Source organism: Vreelandella lutescens, assembly GCF_014640815.1.
GTDB lineage: Bacteria > Pseudomonadota > Gammaproteobacteria > Pseudomonadales > Halomonadaceae > Vreelandella > Vreelandella lutescens.
The window spans coordinates 66,658-88,930 of record NZ_BMHM01000005.1 but is presented as its reverse complement, the minus strand read 5'-3'; the positions used below and the strand labels follow the sequence as shown (position 1 = coordinate 88,930).

The following is a 22,273-nucleotide window of genomic DNA, read 5'->3' as shown; positions in this document are numbered from 1 at the left end:
CAACCCGTTTAGGTGATCCATGCATACTCTCTCTTTTTCTCGTACGTTGCTGAGCGCTGCGGTAGCAGGCACGTTTGCATTGGCCGCAGTGACTGCCTCTGCTGACCTCTCTTCACGCTATGTGGACAACGATGGCGATATGATCGCGGATGTGCCCAGCGACGAGTCGCAGTGGGTAGACCCGGATACGCTGGTGTTTGCTTACACGCCGGTTGAAGACCCAGCTGTTTATGCTGACGTATGGGCAGACTTCCTGGACCACCTGAGCGACGCTACCGGTAAAAACGTTCAGTTCTTCCCTGTGCAGTCCAACGCTGCCCAGCAAGAAGCGCTGCGCGCTGGCCGCCTGCATGTGGCGGGTTTCAACACCGGTGGTGTGCCGGTCGCGGTGAACTGTGGTGGCTTCCGCCCCTTCGCTATGATGGCCGCTGAAGACGGCAGCTTTGGTTACGAGATGGAAATCATCACCTACCCAGGCAGCGGCATTACGTCGGTGGATGAGCTGGCTGGCCGTCAGTTGGCCTTTACCTCTGAAACGTCCAACTCAGGTTTTCGTGCTCCCTCTGCGCTGCTGCGTTCTGAGTACGGCCTGGAAGCCGGCGAAGATTTTGAAACAGCCTTCTCTGGCTCTCACGATAACTCCATTCTGGGTGTCGTGAATAAAGACTATGACGCGGCCGCTATTGCCAACTCAGTCGGCACGCGGATGATCTCTCGTGGCGTCGTTAATGAAGGTGACTACGACATTATCTACACCTCTGAGACGTTCCCGACCACCGCTTATGGCTTGGCTCACAACCTGAGCCCAGAGCTTGCCCAGCAGATTCAGGATGCGTTCTTCAGCTACGACTGGGAAGGCACCGCTCTGGAAGCAGAGTTCGCTAACTCCGGCGAAGCGCAGTTTATTCCGATCACCTATCAGGAAAACTGGTCGGTCATTCGTACTATTGCCGATGCCAATGGTGTGACGTACGACTGCGATTAATCGATCGGTCATTCCGTTAGTTTTCTCGGCCAGGAGGGCGACCTTCTGGCCGAGCCGCTATGTAGCTCAATACATAAGTCCTTATTCATATAAGCACTTGAGTATCAGACACTGAGGCACTTCCCATGTTGACACTCACCGGCGTTGGCAAACGTTACCCCACCGGCGACCGCGCGCTCACTGATATCCAGCTGTCACTGCCCAAAGGGCAGGTCATGGCGCTGATTGGCCCGTCTGGCGCAGGTAAAAGTACATTAATTCGCTGCGTTAACCGCTTGGTTGAGCCCACTCAAGGCAGTATTCGTCTGGAAGATGTGGAGCTGACGAAGCTATCAGGCAGCCGCCTGCGCCATGCGCGCCGCTCCATGGGGATGATCTTCCAAGAGTATGCGCTGGTGGATCGCCTGAGCGTGATGGAAAACGTCCTCTCTGGCCAGCTGGGCTATGTCGGGTTCTGGCGCAGCTTCTTACGTCGTTACCCACAGGAAGCCGTGGCGGAAGCCTTTCGCCTGCTGGAACGCGTAGGCCTGCCGCATGCGATTGATAAACGCGCCGATGCGCTTTCCGGTGGCCAGCGCCAGCGGGTAGGCATTGCCCGTGCGCTGCTGCAAAGCCCCAAACTGCTGCTGGTAGATGAACCCACCGCGAGCCTGGACCCCAAAACCTCGCGCCAGATTATGCGTTTGATTCGAGAGCTATGCGCGGAGCGAGAGTTAGCGGCCATTATCAACATTCACGATGTGGCGCTGGCTCAGCAGTTTGCTGACCGTATTGTGGGGCTTCGTGCAGGGGAAATTGTGTTCGATGGCAAGCCCAGTGAACTCACCAGCGATATTCTCACCACTATTTACGGTGAGGAAGATTGGGACACCACTCCCGAACCCGCCGATGACGATGAAGATGGCGAGCAAGTGACTCATCCCGCTGAGCCGCTGCGCGCAACCCAGTCTCACTCCGTGCCGCGCCAAAGCCTGCTGGCGAGTGGAGGCGCGCAATGAGCACGGCGAACTCTTCAGCACGCCAACAGAGTGCCCGCCAAGGCCAGTGGCGGCGGCTGCCGCTGATTGAAAGCTCTCGGCTGCGCTGGGCGCTGGTGTTGGGTGGCGTGGTTTACCTGCTGCTGGCGTTGGCATCGGTGGAAGTGAACTGGGCGCGCGTCGCCGAAGGCTCGGGGCGCGCCCTTAACTTTCTAGGTGCGTTTTTGCAGCCTGATTTCATGAGCCGGCAAAACGACATTCTGGCCGGGTTAATGGAAAGTCTGACCATGACGCTGACGTCCACAGTGATCGGCGTTTTGCTGGCCATACCCGTGGGCTTAGGTGCTGCCAAAAATATTGCGCCGTTGCCAGTGTATGCGGTGTGTCGGGCGATTATTGCCGTCTCGCGTACCTTTCAAGAAATTATTATCGCGATCTTGTTCGTGGTGATGTTTGGCTTTGGCCCCTTTGCGGGCATGCTCACATTGGCCTTTGCCACTATCGGCTTTATGGCCAAGCTGCTGGCAGAGGATATTGAAGACCTCGATTGGAAGCAGGTAGAAGCGGTGCGCGCCACCGGAGCGAGCTGGTGGCAAACCATGAACCACGCCGTGCAGCCGCAGGTGATGCCGCGTTTGATCGGGCTTTCCATGTATCGGCTAGATATCAACTTCCGCGAGTCGTCGGTGATTGGCATTGTCGGGGCGGGTGGTATTGGCGCGACGTTAAACACCTCACTCAGCCGCTATGAGTACGGCACATCGGCCGCCATCTTGCTGATCATCATCGCCATTGTGCTGATGAGTGAGTACGCCTCTAGCCATGTGCGTCGCTGGACGCAGTAGCGCCGCATCGCACGCTTGTTGCCAACCATTTTCGTACTGCCTTTAGGCAAAAGGGACCACGCATGCCAGTTTCATCTTCACCTCAAGGGGTGCCGCAGTGGCAGCGGCGCACCACCCGCGCTCAGTGGCTACAGTATATCGCCTGGCTGGCGGGTATCAGCCTGTTCTTACTCTGCTGGAAAGTGATTTCTGACAACACCATGTGGGTGTTTGTCGAAGACGCTGGCCGCCAGGGCAGCGATTTGATTAGCCGTATGATGCCGCCCCGCTGGGAATATGCCAGCCAGCTGTGGAAACCCATGTGGGACACGCTGAATATCGCCACGTTGGGCACTGCACTGGGTATTATGATGGCGTTTCCTGTCGCTTTTTTGGCGGCGCGTAACACCACACCGCATCCCCTTGTACGCAGCTTGGCGTTGATGATCATTGTTTCCTCGCGCTCTATTAACTCACTCATCTGGGCCATGCTGCTGGTGACCATTCTGGGCCCTGGCGTGCTGGCCGGTATCATCGCCATCGCGCTGCGATCGATTGGCTTTGTGGGTAAGCTGCTCTACGAGGCCATTGAAGAGATTCACCCTACGCCGGTAGAAGCCATCAGCGCCACCGGTGCCAGCCGCTTGCAGGTGATGAACTATGGCGTGCTGCCGCAAGTCATGCCTGCCTTTGCGGGGATCAGCGTGTACCGCTGGGACATCAACATTCGTGAATCCACGGTGCTGGGCCTGGTGGGCGCGGGCGGCATCGGTCTGCAGCTGAACGCGTCGATCAACAGCTTGGCCTGGAATCAGGTCAGCGTGATTTTCGTGCTCATTTTTGCCACGGTGCTGGTGTCGGAGTGGGTCTCGGCTCGTGTTCGTCACGCTATTATTTAATTCGCCCAAATAAAGGAAAACCGATATGCGCTTTCCAAATGCCGAGATCACCACGTTTGATCTGATGCGTCACGGTGAACCGCTGGGAGGGCGAATGCTGCGCGGCAGTACCGATCACCCGCTCAGTGATACTGGCTGGCAGCAGGTGACCGATGCGGTGATGCGCCATACGGTCGATGGTCGGCCACCCTATGATGCCATTGTGAGCTCGCCATTGGCTCGGTGCCGGGAATTTGCGCTCTGGCTAGGGGAGGAATTCGACCTGCCGGTACAGGTGGACGACGACCTAGCAGAGCTGCACTTAGGCGAGTGGGAAGGGAAAACCTATGCCCAGGTGTACGAACAGGAAGGCAGTGAGCAGATGAGTGCCTTCTGGTACGACCCCGCCCGCGCCGCGCCGCCCAGCGGTGAAACCCTTGCTGAGCTGGATGCCCGCGTGAGCGAAGCGTGGCGGCGGCTTTTGGCGAATCCTCCCGGCCAACATGTCCTTGTCGTCGCCCACCTGTTTGTGTGCAACGCGCTGCTACGCCAAGTGCTGGAGCAACCGCTCAGTAATGGCTTAGTGATGGATTTACCCTATGCGGCCATGAGTCGGCTACGCCATGAGCGCCACGCGCTGGGTGAAAGCACCTTTATTGAGTGGGTAGGGCGGTAACGTCGATGGGAAGCAGTAGCGGGTCAACGACGCTTAGGCCATGATAAGAGCTCTAGGCTAACTTGGAGCGTTTTCATGCCGTTAACCCGCCTCTCTCCGCTGTTTGCGCTGTTTGCCCTTCTACTTTTAGCCGGATGTGCCAGTAAAGACGTGGCTATGACCCCCGCGCCCAGCCTGCCATCGGGCATCTCGATGGAGCGCGCGTTAATTCTCTCCCATGCGCAGCAGGCCATTGGCACGCCCTACCGCTTTGGCGGCAACTCTCCGGATGGCCTGGACTGCTCAGGGTTAGTTGAAATGACCTACCGCGCCGCCGGTATCCGCGTGCCACGCACTGCCGATGGCCAGTTCCGCGCACTTCCTCAGGTAGACGCCCCGCGCCCCGGCGACCTGCTCTTTTTCGGCGATGGCAACAAAGCCACGCACGTGGGCATCTACGGCGGCAACCGCCAGATGATTCACGCCCCGGGTAGCGGCCGCGCAGTGGTCAGCGTGCCGCTGGATATTGATTACTGGCAGCAGCGCTTTTTAGGGGCGGCATCGGTGGCACCTTGAGGTGTGTCCAATGCTGACCTACGTCAATGCAGGATCTTTTCTTCGCGTTACACTCATGTCGCCTTGCTGGCTAAGCATATTTAATTTAGCCGCAAAGTGCGGCAAACTTAGCTAATAATGTGTCTTAAAGGCACGGACAATAAACGAGTACGCCGCTTACCTCCCCTAATGATATGACTTGAGGCTAAGCAACGCGATGAAAGAGCTGCTCCACCGCTTATCGATGCGGTATAAATTTGCCCTGGTGTTGATATTACCTTTGATAGCACTTGGCTGGTTCGCTACCAGCGGTATTTTAGAACGGCAGGCTGCCGTGACGGAGCTTTCGCGTATTCAGGCGCTGACGGCGTTGGCACAACAGTCCGGCAACTGGGTGCATCAAGTACAGCTAGAGCGAGGTATGACGGCTGGATTTATCGGCAGTCAAGGCAACTCATTTGGGAACCGCTTGAGCCAGCAACGTCCTTCCACGGAAGCGGCGGCAGAGGTCTTTTTTCAACAGCGCCAAGCATTGGAAGCAGGTCAACTGAGTGCAGGGTTGAACGCATTGCTAATGGAGATTGAGCAGCGCTGGCAGGGTGTCCAAGCGATGCGTCGTCAGGTAGACCAGCTCAGCGTGCCTACCTCCGATGCGCTTGCTCACTATACGGAGCTAAACAGTACCTTAATGTCACTGGTGGGGGAGCTGGCTCACTTGACGGGCGAAGGAACTATTACGCGTCAGCTGGCGGCCTACTACAACCTTCTTGAAGCCAAAGACTTAGCGGGCATTGAGCGAGCGCTACTCTCTAATGTATTTGCGGCAGATGAGATGCCTGATAGCACGCTTCAGCGGTTGCTCTCTTTGGTAGGGGCCGAGCACGCCTTTTTAGAATCTTACCGGGTGATGTCTGACGACACGCAGCGCGAAGCGTTAAGTCGTGCGCTAAGTGGTCCTGAGATCGAGCGCGTGTTAGCACGGCGAGCATTGGCTATTCAGCAAAGTGGCAATTACGGCGTGAGTTCCGAAGAGTGGTTCGATTGGCAAACTGTCAAAATTAGCCGTTTGAAAACACTCGAAGACAGTGCCGCAGGTGCCATTGTCGCGACCACGGATGCGCTAAAACGGCAGGCTCAGCAGTCGCTATGGTGGTATTTGAGCATTGCTGTCATTACCACAATGGTGGCAGTAGGCATCGCCATGCTTATTGTGCGCACCATTACTCAGCCGCTTCAGCAGGCCCTGGTGAGTATTGCCACCCGGGGGGATGATCTTACTCAGCGCTTGCCGGTTCTCGGGCGTGACGAGTTGTCTAAGCTCTATCAAGCCGTTAACGATGCGTCTTCGCAAACGGAGCAGCTGGTGGCAGAGATGAAACGCAACGCGCAGTCTGTGGCGCTGGCCAGTAATGAAATCGCACAGGGCAATCAGGACTTGGCGCAGCGCACCGAAGAGCAGTCGGCCTCTCTGGTGCAAACAGCTTCTAGTATGGAGCAGATGACTGCCACTGTACGTCAAAATGCGGAGAATGCGCACCAAGCCCAAAAGATGACCGGCGATGTGGCGGTTCAAACACAAGAGGCCACTGACGTGGCGATGCAGGCACGCCAAGCCATGCAGCAGATTCATCAGGCAAACGAGCAAGTGACCTCTATTGTTGTCGCCATTGATAAGATTGCTTTCCAAACGAACTTATTAGCGCTGAATGCTTCTGTTGAAGCCGCTCGTGCTGGTGAGCACGGGCGGGGGTTTGCCGTTGTCGCTGACGAAGTACGCAAACTTGCTAGTCGCAGCGCTGAGGAGGCGAGCCAGATACGGCGTTTAATCGATAATAACGTGGCGTGTATTAGCGAAGGTGAAGCACTGGTGTCCACGACGAGCACGACGCTAGCGCAAATCGCTGAGCGAGTTCAGCAAGTGGCCGTACTGGTGGATGAGATTGCCACCGCGAGCCATGAGCAGTCGGCTGGTGTTGAGCAAATTAGCCATGCAATGGCCCAGCTCGAAGATGTTACGCAGCAAAATGCGTCACTGGTAGAGCAAGTCGCCACCGCGAGTCGTTCATTGGATGAACAGGCAGATGGGATGTCGACGCTGGTGAGCCGCTTTCACGTCGGTGAGCTGGCCCCCAGCGAGCATCGTCAGCTCACTTATGGTTGATAAGTCAACGGTGGTAAATCAAAGGGGGCTGAACGCTCCCTTTTTTAATGCCACACCTATTTCTGTGGACATTTCTAAAGGAGCTTTCGCGTTGATTCAGCGCTGTTGAATCTAAAACACGTGCGGCAAGACGGTGTTAATATGACCAAAAGTCATTAAATAACTACCGCTTATAAGAGGAGAGCAGAGACGCATGTGCCCGCCCTTGAATGATCCAAAGGAGCAGTCTTTGCCTCAGCCAGCCACTCATACAGCGTCACTTGCCTTTAACGCTGTCGCGATGTCGGTTATGGATTCCAGTACCCCATTTACGCCTGCTGAATCGGCCTTTCGCTACGCTAATGAGGCCATCATTATTACCAACGCAGATAACTGCGTGGTGGATGCTAACCCCGCTTTTAGCGAGCTGACTGGCTTGGCACTGCACGAGGTAAAGGGGAAGTCCCCCGAGGCATTCAGTATTCTGCCTCTTGATGATAGCCGCACTACTCGTTTAATGCGTGAAGAGCTGCAGCTGCGTGACCGTAGCAAGGGGCAAATTAGCTACCGCAGCCACGATGGGCAGTTCTATCCCGGTATGATGTCGATCAATCGGGTGCGCGATGAGCGAGGGCGAGTGGATCACCATGTGATCGTTTTGGCGGATCTTTCCGCGATTCCCTCCCATGCGCGCCATTTGAACCGCGAAGTCTATTTTGATGCGCTGACAGGCCTGCCGAATCTTCAGCTATTAACCCAGCTGATTCAGGAATCGATCCAGCATGCCGAAAACCGGCAGCTGCCACTGGCGGTGTGCGCGCTGGATATTGATCATTTTCAAACCATTAATGATCGATTGGGCCCTCAGGTAGGCGATGCGCTGCTATCAGCATTTGCACAGCGGATTAGCCATCTGCTGTTTGGCGATGATGTGCTGGCCCGTATTGGCGGCGATGAGTTTGTACTGCTGCTTCATCACGGCGTGGAAGAGACGTTTTTTGAGAAGCTGCTAGCCTCGATACGCCAACCGCTGCTGATTGAAGGCCAGACGATTTACCTCACCGCAAGCCTGGGTATTACCTGTTTCCCGAATGACCATGCACAGGGCGATGTGCTGTTACGCCACGCGAATCAAGCGATGTACCGAGCTAAGCAGCGAGGGCGAGATACCTACCACTTTTTCGATCCTAACCATGACCGCAGGCTGCAGGTGCGTCATGAACAGCGCCAGCGCTTTATGGATGCGATTAACCATGATGAGCTGCGCCTGTTCTACCAGCCTCAAGTCGATATGCGCAGCGGGCAAGTGGTGGGGGTCGAGGCGTTGATTCGCTGGCAACACCCCGAACTGGGGCTGCTTTCGCCGGGAGAGTTCTTACCCATTATTGATGGCACGCCGCTAGAGGTTGATCTCGGCGAGTGGGTGTTAGAGCACGCGCTGCGCCAGCTCACGCTGTGGCAAAGCGACGGCATCTCACTACCGGTGAACGTCAATATCAGCCCGTCACACCTGTTGGTGAATACGTTTAGCCAGCGCTTGGCCGACCTGCTGGCGCGCTATCCTACGGTATCGCCATCGTTATTAAAGCTTGAAGTGCTCGAGAGCGCGGCCATGCACGATGTGCAGGCAGCATTGAAAAACATGGCGCGTTGCCAAGCGCTGGGGGTGGGGTTTGCGATTGATGACTTTGGGACGGGGTTTTCATCGCTGACGCATTTGCGCCAGCTGCCCGTCAATTTGATTAAAATCGACCAGAGTTTTGTTCGCGATATGCTGATCGACCAAAACGACATGGCGATTGTAGAAAGCGTGATTTACATGGCCAACCGGTTTCAGCGCCCTATGCTGGCAGAAGGGGTGGAAACCCTGGCACATGCAAAGGCGCTTATGGCGTTGGGGTGCGAGTTGGCTCAGGGGTACGGTATCGCACGTCCTATGCCGCCAGAGGCCATGCCGGTATGGTTAGCCCATTGGCCAGAACGTCAGGATTGGCGCGGCTTGGCCACACTTCAATAGTGGTAAAGGTGCGCCAAAGCAGGCCGTTATGCGGCCTGCTCCGGCGGTTCGTCATTGACCGCTACGTCGCTTGCTTGCTCTGTACGGGCCTGATTCATTTCGCTCTGTTCCCGCGCCGCTTCCAGTTTGGCTTCCAATAGATATTGGCGAGCCTGCGCGGCTACCTGCAAATCTTTAGGGGAGGGGTCGGCAGGCGCTAGCGCTGCGGCGATGACGGTCTGCATTTTTTCGACGGTGGCTTGGGGGTCGCCTGGCACCGGGCCATAATCAATCGAGACCTCACCAGCGACAGCGTAACGTTTGCCATCTGGGCCAACTTCGTACTCATAAGTGGCGCCGCCAGTATACGGTGCTCCGACGGTTTGGTGCGCCATCTCGTGCTGGCGCACTTCACGGTCAGTCTGTTTTAGCTGTTCGAGCTGTTGGATCTCTTCAGGTGCCAGCGGTGTGCCATCAGGACGCGTAGGGCCAGTGGGCGTATCGCTGGCGCTGGTTTCTTCGCCTTCACGGACATCGTCAACCGCCTCAGAGGCGCTGTCAGTCTCATTACGCGACACTCGGGCAGCAGGCGGCGTGGGGGATGTCCAGCCCACGGAGGACGCGGTGTACACGTTAATAGAGGAAAGATCCATAAGCGGTTACCGATATTTGCGGCTATTTCAGTTAGCATAGAGTATCTGTGAGCCAGCCGAATTGCGCAACGTTATGCACTCCATTGACGTCATTCTTCATTTAAGTGTCACCGAATGTTTAGCCTATTATGAAGGCCATTATGACAATGTGCGGACGCGCAGTGTGGATGGCCGCTGGGTGGTGTTTCCAGCTCAGGCATTGCATCGTGTCGTAGGGCAGGAGGGCGTGCACGGGGTGTTTCGGATTACGTTTACTGACCAGGGTCGCTTTCACAATATTGTTCCATTAAACCGCCGTTGAGCCTGTTTATGCACCAGCATGATGCAACCATGACGCTTTATGAGCTGATGTATTCAGTGATTCCCAACTTAAATAGTGCCGAGCGTTTAGTGGGCAGCACCTTAGATAACTTGATTGCCTCCACAGAAAACCCGCTCGATATTGTGAAGCGCACCGAACAGCGCCACGCCTTTAATTTGGAAGTGCATCGCGTACGCATGAACATTGAGCATCTGTTGGCCCGCTATCGTGCCGATGTGGACGAAATATTGCGCACGGAAGGGGGGATTAAAGGACCGGTGATCAAACCCGATGCGCTAGAAGCCGACGCGATTCAAAGCGCTATCGATATTTATCAGCATGTTAGAGCGTTTCAGCGCGGAGAGCGCCGCCAGCCTATTCCTCGGCGATAAGCATACATGGCATTATTATTGCCTGTATAATGTGGAACGAGCATCAGGATTACCCTCCTGACTGCCCGCAGCTCGCCTACCCGGCAGTGGCTGCTTACACATTAGGAGATCACCCATGTCTGCCTCACCCGTCACATTGATGGTGGCTCGCCGTGTTGCGAATGGCCGCTACCAGGATTTTAATCGTTGGTTAAATGAAGGTCGCGAATTGGCGGCTGATTTCCCCGGCTACCTGGGCTCGGGTGTGCTTGCACCCCCCAAAGATGATGATGAGTATCAAATTATTTTCCGCTTTGAGAGCCAAGCTTCCCTTGCCGCTTGGGAGCACTCTGCCTCGCGTCATGCCTGGCTTGTGCGTGGCAAAGATCTTTACGATGCCCCCCACGAGCACCGTGCGACTGGTCTAGATGCCTGGTTTAATGTCAGTCCAGGGGTAGCACCTCCACGTTGGAAGCAAGCGGTGGCTGTCTGGCTTGCGTTTTTCCCTATTTCATTACTCTTTCAATGGGTTTTCGGCGGAGTGCTTGCTGACTGGCCTTTGATTCCCCGTGTATTAGCCAGCACATTAATACTGACACCTATCATGGTGTTTGTATTTATTCCTCTTTCCACCCGCTTATTGGCTCCCTGGTTGCAGGGGAAATGGTCACCGATGGATCTTTTAGCGCGTTTAAAGCAGCAGCATAGAGCGTGATAACGAGCGCTATTAAAACGCTATTTATTGACTAAAAGTCTATTAAAACAATTGCTTAAGATTATAAGATAGACAGGGGCGAGATCCATTTCTCGCCCCTGTTTGCGTTTGCGCATCCGTCATTGCTTTCTCCATGGGGTTCAACGCTGCAATAGTGCTAAGCTGAGATAGCTTGCAGTCAATGGATAACTGACACCAGCGCTATACTGGTTGTATCAAGTCGCCTCATGGAGTAGTTATGATTTGTGTTCATCATCTTGAAAAATCCCGCTCTCATCGTGTTTTATGGCTTTTAGAGTCATTAAATCTTGAATATGACATTCAAGTTTATCAGCGGGATGGCAACACTCAGCAAGCACCTGAGGCGTTAAAAAAAGTGCACCCTTTGGGTAAGTCCCCAGTAATTACCGATGGTGAGTTAACGGTGGCAGAGTCAGGTGCCATTATTGACTATGTGGTGAATCGCTATGGTAACGGTAAGTTGCAGCCCGCCCCAGAAGCAGTCGATGAGTGGGTGAATTATCGTTACTGGTTACACTATGCAGAAGGCTCATTGATGCCTCTGTTGGTGATGGGGCTGGTGTTTAGTCAAATACCGAAACAGTCGCCCTGGCTCATTAAGCCGCTTGCCAAAGGCATCAGCGATACGGTGAAAAAGCGCTTTATTCAGCCTCAGTTAAAGCAGCATTTAGGCATGATAGAGGCTCACTTGGCATCGCGAGGTGATTTTGCTGGCGAATGGCCAAGCGGGGCAGATATTCAGATGAGCTTCCCGCTTCAAGCCATGAAAGCAACGCAGTCGCTCTCTGCATACCCATCTATTGCTGCGTTTGTTGACCGTATAGAAAACGACCCGGCCTGGCAGCGCGTCGTAGAGCGCGCTGGCCCGTTAACCATGCCGGGTGAGTAACGCCTACTATGCTGCGCAAGGGAGTGTTCGCGTTGAGCCGGATGCAAAGCAACCGTTCCACCAAGCATTTTAAACGCTATGTCCTTTGGCCTTTTGCGCTACTGACGCTAAGCGGAGGAAGTGCCGTCGCGCAGGCCGATCTTGCGCTTAGGGTAGGGGTCTACCATAACCCGCCTAAGCTATTTGCGGGTGAGCAAGGCCAGATTCGCGGCGTGCTTGGCGAGCTGCTGGAGGCCATGGCGCAGCAGGAACAGTGGCAGTTGGAAAGCGTGCACTGCGATTTCCAGCAGTGCTTAACGCTGCTGGAACAGGGTGAGATTGATCTGCTCCCCGATGTTGCCTGGAGTGAGGAGCGAGCCCGGCGTTTTGCCTTCCATAATGAACCGGTCATGCACAGCTGGTCGCAGTTGTATCAAGCGACCGATAGTCGTGTTGAGGCAATTTTAGATCTAGAGCAGCGGCGAGTAGCCGTGGTGGATGGCTCCATTCAGCAGAGCTACTTAGCGGCTGTGACAGAGCGCTTTGATATCGCGGTCACATGGCTGCCAGTCGATAGTTTTGCTGCTGGCTTTCAAGCGGTGGCGAGCGGTGAGGCTGATTTAGTGGCCTCGAATCATCTTTTCGGTGACTGGCGGGCACGGGATTACGGCTTGCGAGAAACACCGATTATCTTCCAGCCTTCTCGGCTTTTTTATGCGGCCTCCCCCTTACTATCAGCGGACGTGCTCGAACGTATTGATGTCGTGCTACTCGGCTGGAAAGATGACATTAATTCAGTCTATTACGAGACGCTTAGCGCATGGCGTTCCCAGAGTGCCACGACAAATCTGATTCCTTACTGGGTATGGTGGGGCGTTGGGTTTTTGGTGTGCATCCTACTGGCAGCCGTAGGAGCGAGCGCTCTGTTAAGGCGTCGCGTTGCCTCCAACCGCGCCAAGCTATCGACCAATGAAAATTTGCTGACCACGATTCTGGATAGCGTTGACGCCTATATCTACATCAAAACGCCTTCGCTTGAGTATCGCTATGTCAATCGCCAAATAAGCGAGCTGTTCCAGCAGCCCTCGGATCAAATACTCGGCAAACGGGACGAGGCGTTTTTCGATTCTGCCAGTGCGGCTGAGATGGCCGAAGTCGATCAGCAGGTACTGACGTCGGGTAAAAAAATCACCGTTGAAGAGCATAACGTACTGCAAGGTGAGGATCGCGTACGCACATTTTTATCGATCAAAATGCCGTTGGAAATGGCACCTGGGGAGGCGCCCTGCCTATGTGGTATTTCCACCGAACTCACTGAATATCTCGAGATGCAGTCGCGCACCCACCATCTTGCTTTTTATGACGCGCTGACAGGATTGCCTAATCGCCGCCTGCTGTTGGAGTCGCTGGCGGAAGCGACTAACCCTGAGGGAGGACCCTGCGGCTTTAGCGCCGTGCTGATTATTGACCTGGATAATTTTCGGCTCGTTAACGATATACAGGGGCACGAAAGCGGCGATCAATTGCTGATTAACGTTGCACAGCACCTAAAGCAGCAGCTCAGTGAGGATGCCACTGTAGCCCGCTTTAGTAGCGATGAGTTTGTAGTGCAAGTGAATGGCTTGGGCGAGCGGCAGAGCGATGCGGCGGCTAATGCCGAACGGCTGGCACGGCAACTGTTAGATACGGTCGCTCAGTTGCGCAACGACCGAGCGCTGCCTATTAGCGCGAGTATTGGTATTACACTGTTCGACAGTGCGGGCCAGGGGGTCAATAGCGTTTTGCAGCAGGCCGATATGGCGCTGCAGCAAGCCAAAGCGGCAGGGGGTAACACCCTGCGCTTTTTCAATGTGGATATGCAAACCAGTGTACTGGAGCGCGCGAGCCTAGAGGGTGATTTGCATCAAGCGTTAGCACGCGATGAACTTGCTCTCCACTATCAGGTGCAAGTGGATCACCAAGGGGCCACCACGGGGGTAGAAGCGCTGCTGCGCTGGTACCACCCTCAGCGTGGCTGGGTGTCGCCGGGGACATTTATTCCTCTGGCAGAGGAGAATGGTCTGATTGTCCCTATTGGCTATTGGGTACTTCAGTGTGCCTGCGAGCAGCTAGCCAAGTGGTCTCATCAACCTGCGTATGCTGGCCTGACGATTTCCGTGAACGTCAGTTCGGTTCAGTTCCAGCAGCCTGAGTTTGTTCGCGATGTAGAGGGGCTGTTGGCTCAGACCCAGGCACCGCCAGGACGCTTAGTGCTAGAGGTGACGGAAAGCCTGCTGATGCGAGAACCCACACGGGTGCGTAACACGATGCTGAAACTCCGCGCCCAGGGCATTCGCTTTGCGCTGGATGATTTTGGTACTGGCTACTCTTCCCTGAGCTATTTAAAACGCCTGCCGCTGGACGAGCTGAAAATTGACCAATCCTTTATCCGCGAGCTGCTGACGGATAAAACCGATGCCGCGATTGTGGATACCACCATCTTGCTGGCGGTCAGTTTAGGTCTAACGGTCGTAGCAGAAGGGGTGGAGAAAAAAGAGCAGCTGGATTGGTTAAAAGGCCACGGCTGCTACCGCTATCAAGGGTATTTGTTTGGCCGACCCACGCCTATTGAGTACCTATTTGAGACCTATTAGCCATCCTGCCCAACCCATGAATGCAAAACAGCCCGCCCAAAATCTGGGCGGGCTGTTGTTTAGGTCTGGGGGTCTCGCTAGCCAAATACGTTGAAGCTATCGGCATTCAGCCATAGATGTACCGCGATGCTGGCAATGTAGCCCAGCAAAATCACCGGTGACCAACGCAGGTGACCAATAAAGGTATATGCGCCGCGCGCTTGACCCATCACCGCGACACCTGCAGCCGAGCCGATCGAGAGCAGGCTACCGCCTACCCCGGCAGTTAACGTGATCAACAGCCAGTGCCCGTGAGACATATCCGGTTCCATGGTCAGCACGGCAAACATCACCGGAATGTTATCCACCACCGCCGATACAACGCCTAACGCAATATTTGCCCAGGTAGCGTCCCAGCCGGTATAGAGCGCTTCTGATAGTAGCCCCAGGTAGCCCATAAAGCCTAAGCCACCCACGCACATAACGACCCCGTAGAAGAACAGCAGCGTATCCCACTCGGCGCGGGCCACGCGGTTAAAGACATCAAACGGGACGACGCCACCCAACTGCTCCAGTTTTTTGTTATCGCCAAGGCGGCTATAGCGCTCGCGCTTGCGCTCCAGCGAACGAGGTAGGCTTTGGCGCAGGTAGTAGCCAAAAAACTGCAGGTAGCCAAGGCCGGTCATCATGCCCAGTACGGGGGGCAGGTGTAGCAGCGTATGGCAAAGCACTGCTGTCACAATCGTTAGCAAAAAGAGCGCAATAATACGCCGTGCGCCGCGTTTAAGCTGCACATCTTCATAGACGCTGCTGGGTTTCTGATCCTTGATAAACAGGCTCATTACCGCCGCAGGAATCAGGAAATTCACCAGCGAAGGAATAAACAGGATAAAGAATTCTTGGAACTGAATAAGCCCCGCCTGCCACACCATCAGCGTTGTGATATCGCCAAACGGGCTAAAGGCGCCCCCCGCATTGGCAGCGACCACAATATTGATACAGGCTAAATTAATAAAACGCTTGTCGCCTTCTGCCACTTTAGTAATAACGGCGCACATTAATAACGCGGTGGTTAAGTTGTCGGCAATAGGCGAAAGTATAAATGCCAAGCCACCGGTTAACCAAAAAAGCGTGCGGTAGTTAAAACCTTTGCGCAGCATCCAAGAGCGCAGTGCATCAAATACCCGGCGCTCTTCCATGGCGTTGATGTACGTCATCGCGACCAGTAGGAACAGCATTAGCTCGGTGAACTCCAGAAGCGTCACGCGGAATGCGTACTCGGACGTGTCCGACATGCCGTTCTGAACGTACACCCAGCCAATGAGTCCCCATATAATGCCGGCAGCCACCAGTACCGGCTTGGATTTACGCATATGGATTTTTTCTTCGGCCATAACGAGCGCATAGGCCAACACAAAAATCACTACGGCAAAATAACCAATGGCAGAGGTGGTTAAGTCGATCTCACCTGTCACGGCAAAGGCCGCTGGGCTGATAAAAAATAGTAAGGCCGCTAACAAAAAAGGCCAGCAACGAGCGTATCGAGGCTGGCCTGGGTCATGATGTAACGTCAACATGGCGTGTTTATCCTTATAATGATTAAAAGAAGGAGGAGTAAGCGCCGCCAGTTTAGCAATCTATATTGCGTTGCAATACGGAATAAAACCGAATGAAAACCGTTAATACATTAGCGATTACGTCTTTTTTTTGGAAATTATCCGTTTAGCTAATAGTAAAGTTTTCTAAACAGTGTAAGAAATTTAGCCCATTAAACGAATGTCGATAAGAGCAGCCCTTCCCTGGCCGCTCTTATCGTATAGACGTTAAGCCGTGTGGGTCGTGAGTGCCTCTTCTAACCACCCAAGTTTCATTTGTGGCACCGACGCCAGTAGCTTTTGGGTGTAGTCGTCAAAGGGAGGAGAGAGCACGTTGTCGCGTTCACCATAACGCACCACTTTACCCCGGTGCATCACAGCAATACTGTCGGCGATAGCCTTAACGGTAGCTAAATCGTGGGTAATAAAGAGATAGGCCACGTTCTCTTGCGCCTGAAGCCGCAGCAGTAGTTTGAGAATGCCATCTGCCACCAAAGGGTCGAGCGCACTGGTCACTTCATCGCAGATAATCAGCTTTGGTTTTGCCGCCAGTGCACGTGCGATACAAACGCGCTGCTTTTGGCCACCTGAAAGCTCTGCCGGGTAGCGGTCAATAAACCCTTCACCCAGCTCAATTTCATCGAGTAGCTCAATGACCCGTGCGCGGCGCGCTTTGCCTTTTAAGCCAAAGTAGAACGTCAGGGGGCGGCCAATAATGGTTTCCACCGTATGGCGCGGGTTCATGGCCACGTCAGCCATTTGGTAAATCATTTGTAGCTCACGCAGGGTCTCTTTATTCCGCGCGCCCAGCGTGCCTGGCAGTGGCTGCGACTGAAAACTCACTTGCCCCTTATTGGGTGGAAGCAGCCCGGTAATCACTCGAGCCAGGGTGGATTTACCCGACCCAGACTCACCCACGATGGCTAGCGTTTGTCCGGCACTCAAGTCCATGCTAATGCCGTCCAGCACGTTATTGCCGCTATTGCTGTACGCTGCGCTGACGTTCTCCACACTTAGAATGGGAGTGTCGGTCGGGGCTTTGGGCGTGTGGTCAATGGAGCGTACTGACACCAGGGCCTGAGTGTAAGGCTCCTGCGGCGATTCAATAATCTGCGCAGCGCTGCCCATTTCGACCTTATCACCTTGTCGCAAAACAAGAATATCATCGGCGACCTGGGCCACCACGGCGAGGTCGTGGGTGATATACAGCGCGCCGACACCGGTGGTTTTAATCGCATGCTTAATGGCGGCAAGCACATCGATTTGCGTGGTGACATCCAGCGCGGTGGTGGGCTCGTCGAAAATAATCAGGTCAGGTTCTGGGCAAAGCGCCATGGCCGTCATGGCACGCTGTAGCTGACCGCCCGATACCTGATGCGGGTAGCGGCTGCCGAAGTTTTCCGGGTCGGGTAAGCCTAGCTGCTTAAACAGTTCAACCGCACGTGCTTCTGCTTCTTTACGTGTTGCCAAGCCGTGCAGCAGCGTGGTTTCAATCACCTGCTCCATCAGCGTGTGGGCAGGGTTGAAGGCCGCAGCAGCAGATTGCGCCACGTAGCACACCTCTTTGCCACGCAGCTGGCGCAGCGCTTTGGGCGAGCCTTGTAAAATATCGCGCCCATTCACCCACACCTCGCCGCTTAGGCGGATGCCGCCGCGCCCGTAGCCCGCCGGTGAGAGGCCAATGGTCGATTTGCCCGCGCCCGATTCACCAATCAGCCCCAGCACTTTGCCGCGCTCTAGGGTGAGGCTGACCCCATTCACAATGGTGATCTCCTGAGGCGCTTCGCCGGGTGGGTAGGCCGTGGCTTCGATGGTTAAGTTGCGAATATCTAACAGCGTATCAGCCACTGCGGCCTCCTTTGAGATCGGTGGTTTGGCGCAAAATCCAATCGGCCACTAGGTTCACCGAGATGGCCAGCAGCGCGATGGCCGCCGCGGGGATGAGCGCCGCGGGGACGCCAAACACGATACCTTGGCGATTTTCACGCACCATGCTGCCCCAGTCGGCTTCCGGTGGCTGCACGCCGAGCCCTAAAAACGAGAGGGACGATAAAAACAGCACGGCGAAAATAAACCGCAGGCCCAGCTCTGCCACTAAGGGGGTGAGGGCGTTAGGGAGGATTTCACGAAATACGATCCAACGCTTGCCTTCACCGCGTAGGCGCGCAGCCTCTACAAAGTCCATCACGTTAATATTGACGGCCACGGCCCGTGAAATACGAAATACGCGGGTCGAGTCCAGGATACCCATAATCAAGATCAGCATTAACATGGTGCTAGGCATGACCGACAGAATCACCAGCGCGAAGATGAGCGTTGGTATCGACATAACGATATCCACGCCCCGTGAGATCGCCTGATCTACCCAGCCGCCGTAAACAGCGGCCAAGATGCCGAGCACGGAGCCAATGGAGAACGCCAGTGCAGTGGCCAGTGCAGCAATCGTCATGGTAGTGCGTGCGCCGTACATCAGCCGAGACAGTAAGTCGCGGCCAAGATTGTCGGTGCCTAGCCAGAATTCGGCGGAAGGCCCCATCCACATATCGCCTACGCTTTCCGACATGCTGTAAGGAGCCAGCCAAGGGGCGAAGACCGCCATAATTAAAAAGCTGAAGGTGAGCAGCAGCCCGACCATTGCGGTCACTGGCATTCGCTTCAGCAGCGTCAAAGATTTCGACATGGTATTACGTTCCTGTCTGAGAACAGTGGCCTAATAAACAACGTATTACTTAGGATGACGTAAGCGAGGGTTGGTCACGATGGCGATGATGTCCGCCAGCATATTGAGTCCGATATACACCGCGGCAAAGATAAGCCCCACCGCTTGTACGACCGGTACATCCCGCTTTGATACGTGATCAATCAGGTACTGCCCCATGCCGGGGTAGACAAAAATCACTTCCACTACGACTACCCCCACAATCAAAAACGCTAGGTTTAACATGACCACATTGACCACCGGAGCAATGGCGTTGGGAAAGGCGTGGCGGGCGATAATCCGAAACGTGCCTAGCCCTTTAAGTTCGGCGGTTTCGATATAGGGCGACTGCATCACGTTTAAAATGGCGGCCCGGGTCATGCGCATCATGTGGGCTAAAATCACCAGCGTTAAGGTGGCGGCAGGGAGGGCAATGGCATGCAAACGCTCACCAAGGCTCATACCGCTGTGGACAGTAGAGACACTGGGGAACCAGCTAAACTTAACGGCAAACACATAAATCAGCAGGTAGCCGATAAAGAACTCGGGCAGTGATATCGCCGTGAGAGTGGTGCCGGAGATAACGCGGTCAGGCCAGCGGCTTTGGTAACGAACGGCCACTAACCCCAATAGAATCGCTAATGGCACGGCGACAACAGCCGTCCAGAAGGCAAGAAACAGCGTATTGCCCGCGCGGCCCCATAACGATTGACCAATATCCTGACGGTTGGAGAGCGCAGTGCCCAGGTCGCCCTGCAAAATACCGCCTAGCCAGTCGAAGTAGCGCGCCCAGGCGGGTTGATCAAGACCCAGCTCGCGACGAAGGTTCTCGACGGCTTCTGGTGTAGCACTTTGACCCAAAATGGATTGAGCAACATCGCCAGGTAGCAGTTGGGTACCGACAAAAATCAGTACAGAGACCGCTAATAACAACAAGAGGCCCAGCGCCAAGCGCTGGGCAATCAGTTTTAAAACAAAGGTGTTCATAGCAGAGGTCCGGATTAGGAAGCCAACCAGCACTTCGACAGGGCAAAGCCTGCCATCATCTCGCCCATTGGGTTCGCTGACCAGCCCCCGACATTGCTTAATGTTGCTTCGATGTAGTCATTGAACATCGGCAGAATCAAGCCGCCTTCGTCACGCACCATCATCGCCATATCTTGGTACAACTCGCTGCGACGGGTTTGATCCAGCTCACCGCGGGCTTCTCGGGCAAGGGCGTCGAAGTCATCGCGATAGAAGCGGGTATCGTTCCAATCGGCGCTGGAGATGTAGGCAGTGGAGTACATTTGGTCCTGAGTGGGGCGGCCGCTCCAGTAGGAGGCGCAGAACGGCTGCTTATTCCACACCTCTGACCAATAGCCATCGCCGGGCTCGCGGCGAATTTCCATATTGATACCCGCTTCAGCACAGTTCTGCTGGAAGAGCTGGGCCGCATCGACCGCGCCAGGGAAGGCAACGTCGGAGGTGCGCAGTACGATGGGGCTGTTGTGGCCGGACTTTTTGTAGTGATAGTTGGCGCGTTCGGGGTCGAATTCGCGCTGTGGAATGCTATCGGGGAATAACGGATAGGCGGCATTAATCGGGAAGTCGTTACCGACGCTGCCGTAGCCGCGCAGAATTCGCTCGACCATATCTTCACGGTTGATGGCGTACTTCAGCGCTAGGCGCAGGTCGTTGTTGTCAAACGGTGCCGTATCGCAGTGCATGGGGAAGACGTACTGAGCACGGCCTGAGGTGTTATTGATCACGATATTGGGCAGGCGCTGCACCATCTCCACCACGCGCGGCTCCACCCGGTTGATCATATGTACCTGACCGCTTTGCAATGCCGAAATACGGGCGGTGGGGTCGTTAATAATGGTGATTTCGATCTGGTCGGCAAAGCCGTATTCGTCCGGGTTCCAGTAGCCATCGAAGCGTTCGGCGATTTGGCGCACGCCGGGCTGGAATTCCACCACTTTATACGGACCGGTGCCGATGCCTGCTGCCGGGTTGTCCACGCCACCGCCCGGTTGAATCATCAGGTGGTAGTCGGAGAGCAAGAAGGGCAGGTCGGCATTGGGCTCCAGCGTCACAATGGTGACTTCGTAGGTATCCGTTGCGCTAATGGACTCAATGCCGCGCATAATGCCTAAGGCGCCGGATTGAGAGTCTTCGTTTGAGTGGCGCTCCAAGGTGGCGACGACATCCGCCGAGGTCATCTCCTGGCCGTTGTGGAACTGCACGCCACGACGCAGTTTAAACACCCAGGTTTTAGCATCTGCAGAAGATTCAACGCTTTCCGCAAGGCGGGGTACCAGCTCGCCTTCTGGTGAAACGTTGGTCAGGGCTTCGCCCCAGGATTGACCAAAGGAGTGCTGTACTTGACTGGTCCAGCTTGCCGGGTCGAGGCTGTCGGTGGACTCGCCTCCTTGCATACCGGCTTTCAGAATGCCGCCACGCTGCGGAGTACCGTTATTGGCGAACGCCTGACCTGGCAGCAGTGAGCCCGCAAACGGAACGGCGATACCTAAAGCGATGGCACGGCGCATAAAGTCACGGCGCGAAAGCTGGCCTTGTTGTGCTTGCTGGGTTAATGCCTCAAGGGTGGGGTGCATGTGCGTTAAGTGGTTATGTTCTTTGTTCATGCGGTGGTTCCCTGGGTTGGTTTAATGATGAGGTGATCCAATAGCGAGAGTGTCGTAATCACGAATCACGTGGCTGGCCAGCGTCAGGTGCTCACCGTCCAAGTGCGGCGCTGCACAGATGCCAATGCCCGCCAGTAGGCCTGCGGCTTTCCCCATGGCCATATCGCCGTTAGAGTCGCCAATAATAAGCGTACGCTCCGGGGATACGCCTAGCTGTTGGCAGGCAACAAGCGCCATATCGGGGAAGGGCTTGCCACGGTCGACTTGGTCGTGACCCAGCACCACGGGGAAGTTGTGAGTCAGCGACAGAAGCGAAAGATGTCGCGTAGCATTGTGATAATCATCAGAGGTCACGACACCCAGCTTGATACCTGCACGGCTGGCGCGGGCGACAAAGGCTTGAAGCCCTTTTACCGGTGTGACACAGCGCGGCCAATCTATGGTGTCGCTAACAGAGTGAAGGGCATCCTGAGTGATCTCAGTGGCTTCATTCCAAGGTACGCGGGCTTCAAAAAGAGCGAGCGCAACAATGGTGGCAATATCATTCAGCGAGCCAATGGTCAGCGGGCCAGTGGGATCCCAAAGCCGCTGCTCTGAATAAATACCCACTTTAGGATACAGCTCACGATGGGATAGCGATTGTGAAACGGGGAGGCGGCGATTCACCGTCGTGACGAGCTGATCGAACCAGCCGATCCATAGGTCGCCAAAATTGAGAAGCGTGCCATCTTTATCAAATAAAATGGCATCAATGTCGTAGGTAACGCCTTGCACAATAAGCTGGGGCATGGGTAGTAGC

General features: G+C 55.1%; 20 protein-coding genes. 13 read left to right on the top strand and 7 right to left on the bottom strand.

The annotated features are described in order from the left end of the window. The first annotated feature begins 19 nt into the window (after window positions 1-19). From phnD to IEW65_RS13460, 8 genes are all read left to right on the top strand, one after another. Window positions 20-985, top strand: a complete 966-nt coding sequence (phnD, locus tag IEW65_RS13495; RefSeq protein WP_188640003.1) for a phosphate/phosphite/phosphonate ABC transporter substrate-binding protein — start codon at window positions 20-22, stop codon at window positions 983-985. A 125-nt stretch (window positions 986-1,110) separates the two neighbouring features. Further along, window positions 1,111-1,983 carry a phosphonate ABC transporter ATP-binding protein gene (phnC, locus tag IEW65_RS13490; RefSeq protein WP_188640002.1) on the top strand — a complete coding sequence of 291 codons (873 nt, stop codon included), beginning with the start codon at window positions 1,111-1,113 and terminating at the stop codon, window positions 1,981-1,983. After that, the gene (gene phnE, locus IEW65_RS13485) at window positions 1,980-2,807 is read left to right on the top strand and encodes a phosphonate ABC transporter, permease protein PhnE (RefSeq protein WP_188640001.1); all 828 of its coding nucleotides are present in this window, start codon (window positions 1,980-1,982) and stop codon (window positions 2,805-2,807) included. Before phnC ends, phnE (IEW65_RS13485) begins: the two co-directional genes overlap by 4 nt. A 62-nt stretch (window positions 2,808-2,869) precedes the next feature. Further along, window positions 2,870-3,685, top strand: a complete 816-nt coding sequence (gene phnE / locus IEW65_RS13480) for a phosphonate ABC transporter, permease protein PhnE (RefSeq protein WP_188640000.1) — start codon at window positions 2,870-2,872, stop codon at window positions 3,683-3,685. A gap of 25 nt (window positions 3,686-3,710) precedes the next feature. Beyond that, window positions 3,711-4,340: a histidine phosphatase family protein gene (locus IEW65_RS13475; protein WP_188639999.1), complete on the top strand. Its 630-nt coding sequence runs from the start codon at window positions 3,711-3,713 to the stop codon at window positions 4,338-4,340. A 75-nt stretch (window positions 4,341-4,415) separates the two neighbouring features. Then, the gene (locus IEW65_RS13470) at window positions 4,416-4,895 is read left to right on the top strand and encodes a C40 family peptidase (protein WP_188639998.1); all 480 of its coding nucleotides are present in this window, start codon (window positions 4,416-4,418) and stop codon (window positions 4,893-4,895) included. A 196-nt stretch (window positions 4,896-5,091) separates the two neighbouring features. After that, a complete protein-coding gene (locus IEW65_RS13465) occupies window positions 5,092-7,035 on the top strand; it encodes a methyl-accepting chemotaxis protein (protein WP_188639997.1) in 1,944 nt (647 codons plus the stop codon). Window positions 7,036-7,315: 280 nt separating this feature from the next. Then, window positions 7,316-9,031: a putative bifunctional diguanylate cyclase/phosphodiesterase gene (locus IEW65_RS13460; RefSeq protein ID WP_229755575.1), complete on the top strand. Its 1,716-nt coding sequence runs from the start codon at window positions 7,316-7,318 to the stop codon at window positions 9,029-9,031. 26 nt (window positions 9,032-9,057) lie between these two features. Here IEW65_RS13460 and IEW65_RS13455 read toward each other — a convergent pair whose 3' ends face one another. Next, window positions 9,058-9,663 carry a putative metalloprotease CJM1_0395 family protein gene (locus tag IEW65_RS13455; protein ID WP_188639995.1) on the bottom strand — a complete coding sequence of 202 codons (606 nt, stop codon included), beginning with the start codon at window positions 9,661-9,663 and terminating at the stop codon, window positions 9,058-9,060. 73 nt (window positions 9,664-9,736) lie between these two features. Here IEW65_RS13455 and IEW65_RS13450 point away from each other — a divergent pair, with 73 nt between their 5' ends. The 5 genes from IEW65_RS13450 to IEW65_RS13430 all read left to right on the top strand — a co-directional run bounded on the left by IEW65_RS13450 (window position 9,737) and on the right by IEW65_RS13430 (window position 14,572). Next, window positions 9,737-9,964 carry a DUF2835 family protein gene (locus IEW65_RS13450; protein ID WP_188639994.1) on the top strand — a complete coding sequence of 76 codons (228 nt, stop codon included), beginning with the start codon at window positions 9,737-9,739 and terminating at the stop codon, window positions 9,962-9,964. Between the two features lie 8 nt (window positions 9,965-9,972). Then, a complete protein-coding gene (locus IEW65_RS13445) occupies window positions 9,973-10,356 on the top strand; it encodes a hypothetical protein (protein ID WP_188639993.1) in 384 nt (127 codons plus the stop codon). Between the two features lie 115 nt (window positions 10,357-10,471). Then, window positions 10,472-11,050 (top strand): antibiotic biosynthesis monooxygenase, encoded by a 579-nt coding sequence (locus IEW65_RS13440; protein ID WP_188639992.1) that lies wholly within the window; start codon window positions 10,472-10,474, stop codon window positions 11,048-11,050. Between the two features lie 238 nt (window positions 11,051-11,288). Continuing rightward, a complete protein-coding gene (locus IEW65_RS13435; protein WP_188639991.1) occupies window positions 11,289-11,960 on the top strand; it encodes a glutathione S-transferase in 672 nt (223 codons plus the stop codon). Window positions 11,961-12,001: 41 nt separating this feature from the next. Continuing rightward, window positions 12,002-14,572: an EAL domain-containing protein gene (locus IEW65_RS13430; RefSeq protein ID WP_188640171.1), complete on the top strand. Its 2,571-nt coding sequence runs from the start codon at window positions 12,002-12,004 to the stop codon at window positions 14,570-14,572. 77 nt (window positions 14,573-14,649) lie between these two features. Here IEW65_RS13430 and nhaD read toward each other — a convergent pair whose 3' ends face one another. The 6 genes from nhaD to IEW65_RS13400 all read right to left on the bottom strand — a co-directional run bounded on the left by nhaD (window position 14,650) and on the right by IEW65_RS13400 (window position 22,263). Beyond that, entirely contained in the window at window positions 14,650-16,128 is a 1,479-nt protein-coding gene (gene nhaD, locus IEW65_RS13425) for a sodium:proton antiporter NhaD (protein WP_188639990.1), read from the bottom strand. A 246-nt stretch (window positions 16,129-16,374) separates the two neighbouring features. After that, window positions 16,375-17,994: an ABC transporter ATP-binding protein gene (locus tag IEW65_RS13420; RefSeq protein ID WP_188639989.1), complete on the bottom strand. Its 1,620-nt coding sequence runs from the start codon at window positions 17,992-17,994 to the stop codon at window positions 16,375-16,377. Continuing rightward, on the bottom strand, window positions 17,987-18,826 hold the full coding sequence (locus IEW65_RS13415; protein ID WP_188639988.1) for an ABC transporter permease: 840 nt from the start codon (window positions 18,824-18,826) through the stop codon (window positions 17,987-17,989). Before IEW65_RS13415 ends, IEW65_RS13420 begins: the two co-directional genes overlap by 8 nt. Window positions 18,827-18,871: 45 nt before the next feature. Then, complete coding sequence (locus IEW65_RS13410) at window positions 18,872-19,831, bottom strand: ABC transporter permease (RefSeq protein WP_188639987.1); 960 nt, start codon at window positions 19,829-19,831, stop codon at window positions 18,872-18,874. A gap of 14 nt (window positions 19,832-19,845) precedes the next feature. Then, window positions 19,846-21,474 carry an ABC transporter substrate-binding protein gene (locus tag IEW65_RS13405; RefSeq protein ID WP_229755569.1) on the bottom strand — a complete coding sequence of 543 codons (1,629 nt, stop codon included), beginning with the start codon at window positions 21,472-21,474 and terminating at the stop codon, window positions 19,846-19,848. 21 nt (window positions 21,475-21,495) lie between these two features. After that, the gene (locus tag IEW65_RS13400; protein ID WP_188639986.1) at window positions 21,496-22,263 is read right to left on the bottom strand and encodes an HAD family hydrolase; all 768 of its coding nucleotides are present in this window, start codon (window positions 22,261-22,263) and stop codon (window positions 21,496-21,498) included. Between the last annotated feature and the right edge of the window lie 10 nt (window positions 22,264-22,273).

Coding starts and splice junctions, on each gene's coding strand:
- phnD (WP_188640003.1), top strand. CDS start 20: ATGCATACTCTCTCTTTTTCTCGTACGTTGCTGAGCGCTGCGGTAGCA.
- phnC (WP_188640002.1), top strand. CDS start 1,111: ATGTTGACACTCACCGGCGTTGGCAAACGTTACCCCACCGGCGACCGC.
- phnE (WP_188640001.1), top strand. CDS start 1,980: ATGAGCACGGCGAACTCTTCAGCACGCCAACAGAGTGCCCGCCAAGGC.
- phnE (WP_188640000.1), top strand. CDS start 2,870: ATGCCAGTTTCATCTTCACCTCAAGGGGTGCCGCAGTGGCAGCGGCGC.
- IEW65_RS13475 (WP_188639999.1), top strand. CDS start 3,711: ATGCGCTTTCCAAATGCCGAGATCACCACGTTTGATCTGATGCGTCAC.
- IEW65_RS13470 (WP_188639998.1), top strand. CDS start 4,416: ATGCCGTTAACCCGCCTCTCTCCGCTGTTTGCGCTGTTTGCCCTTCTA.
- IEW65_RS13465 (WP_188639997.1), top strand. CDS start 5,092: ATGAAAGAGCTGCTCCACCGCTTATCGATGCGGTATAAATTTGCCCTG.
- IEW65_RS13460 (WP_229755575.1), top strand. CDS start 7,316: ATGTCGGTTATGGATTCCAGTACCCCATTTACGCCTGCTGAATCGGCC.
- IEW65_RS13455 (WP_188639995.1), bottom strand. CDS start 9,663: ATGGATCTTTCCTCTATTAACGTGTACACCGCGTCCTCCGTGGGCTGG.
- IEW65_RS13450 (WP_188639994.1), top strand. CDS start 9,737: ATGCACTCCATTGACGTCATTCTTCATTTAAGTGTCACCGAATGTTTA.
- IEW65_RS13445 (WP_188639993.1), top strand. CDS start 9,973: ATGCACCAGCATGATGCAACCATGACGCTTTATGAGCTGATGTATTCA.
- IEW65_RS13440 (WP_188639992.1), top strand. CDS start 10,472: ATGTCTGCCTCACCCGTCACATTGATGGTGGCTCGCCGTGTTGCGAAT.
- IEW65_RS13435 (WP_188639991.1), top strand. CDS start 11,289: ATGATTTGTGTTCATCATCTTGAAAAATCCCGCTCTCATCGTGTTTTA.
- IEW65_RS13430 (WP_188640171.1), top strand. CDS start 12,002: ATGCAAAGCAACCGTTCCACCAAGCATTTTAAACGCTATGTCCTTTGG.
- nhaD (WP_188639990.1), bottom strand. CDS start 16,128: ATGTTGACGTTACATCATGACCCAGGCCAGCCTCGATACGCTCGTTGC.
- IEW65_RS13415 (WP_188639988.1), bottom strand. CDS start 18,826: ATGTCGAAATCTTTGACGCTGCTGAAGCGAATGCCAGTGACCGCAATG.
- IEW65_RS13410 (WP_188639987.1), bottom strand. CDS start 19,831: ATGAACACCTTTGTTTTAAAACTGATTGCCCAGCGCTTGGCGCTGGGC.
- IEW65_RS13405 (WP_229755569.1), bottom strand. CDS start 21,474: ATGAACAAAGAACATAACCACTTAACGCACATGCACCCCACCCTTGAG.
- IEW65_RS13400 (WP_188639986.1), bottom strand. CDS start 22,263: ATGCCCCAGCTTATTGTGCAAGGCGTTACCTACGACATTGATGCCATT.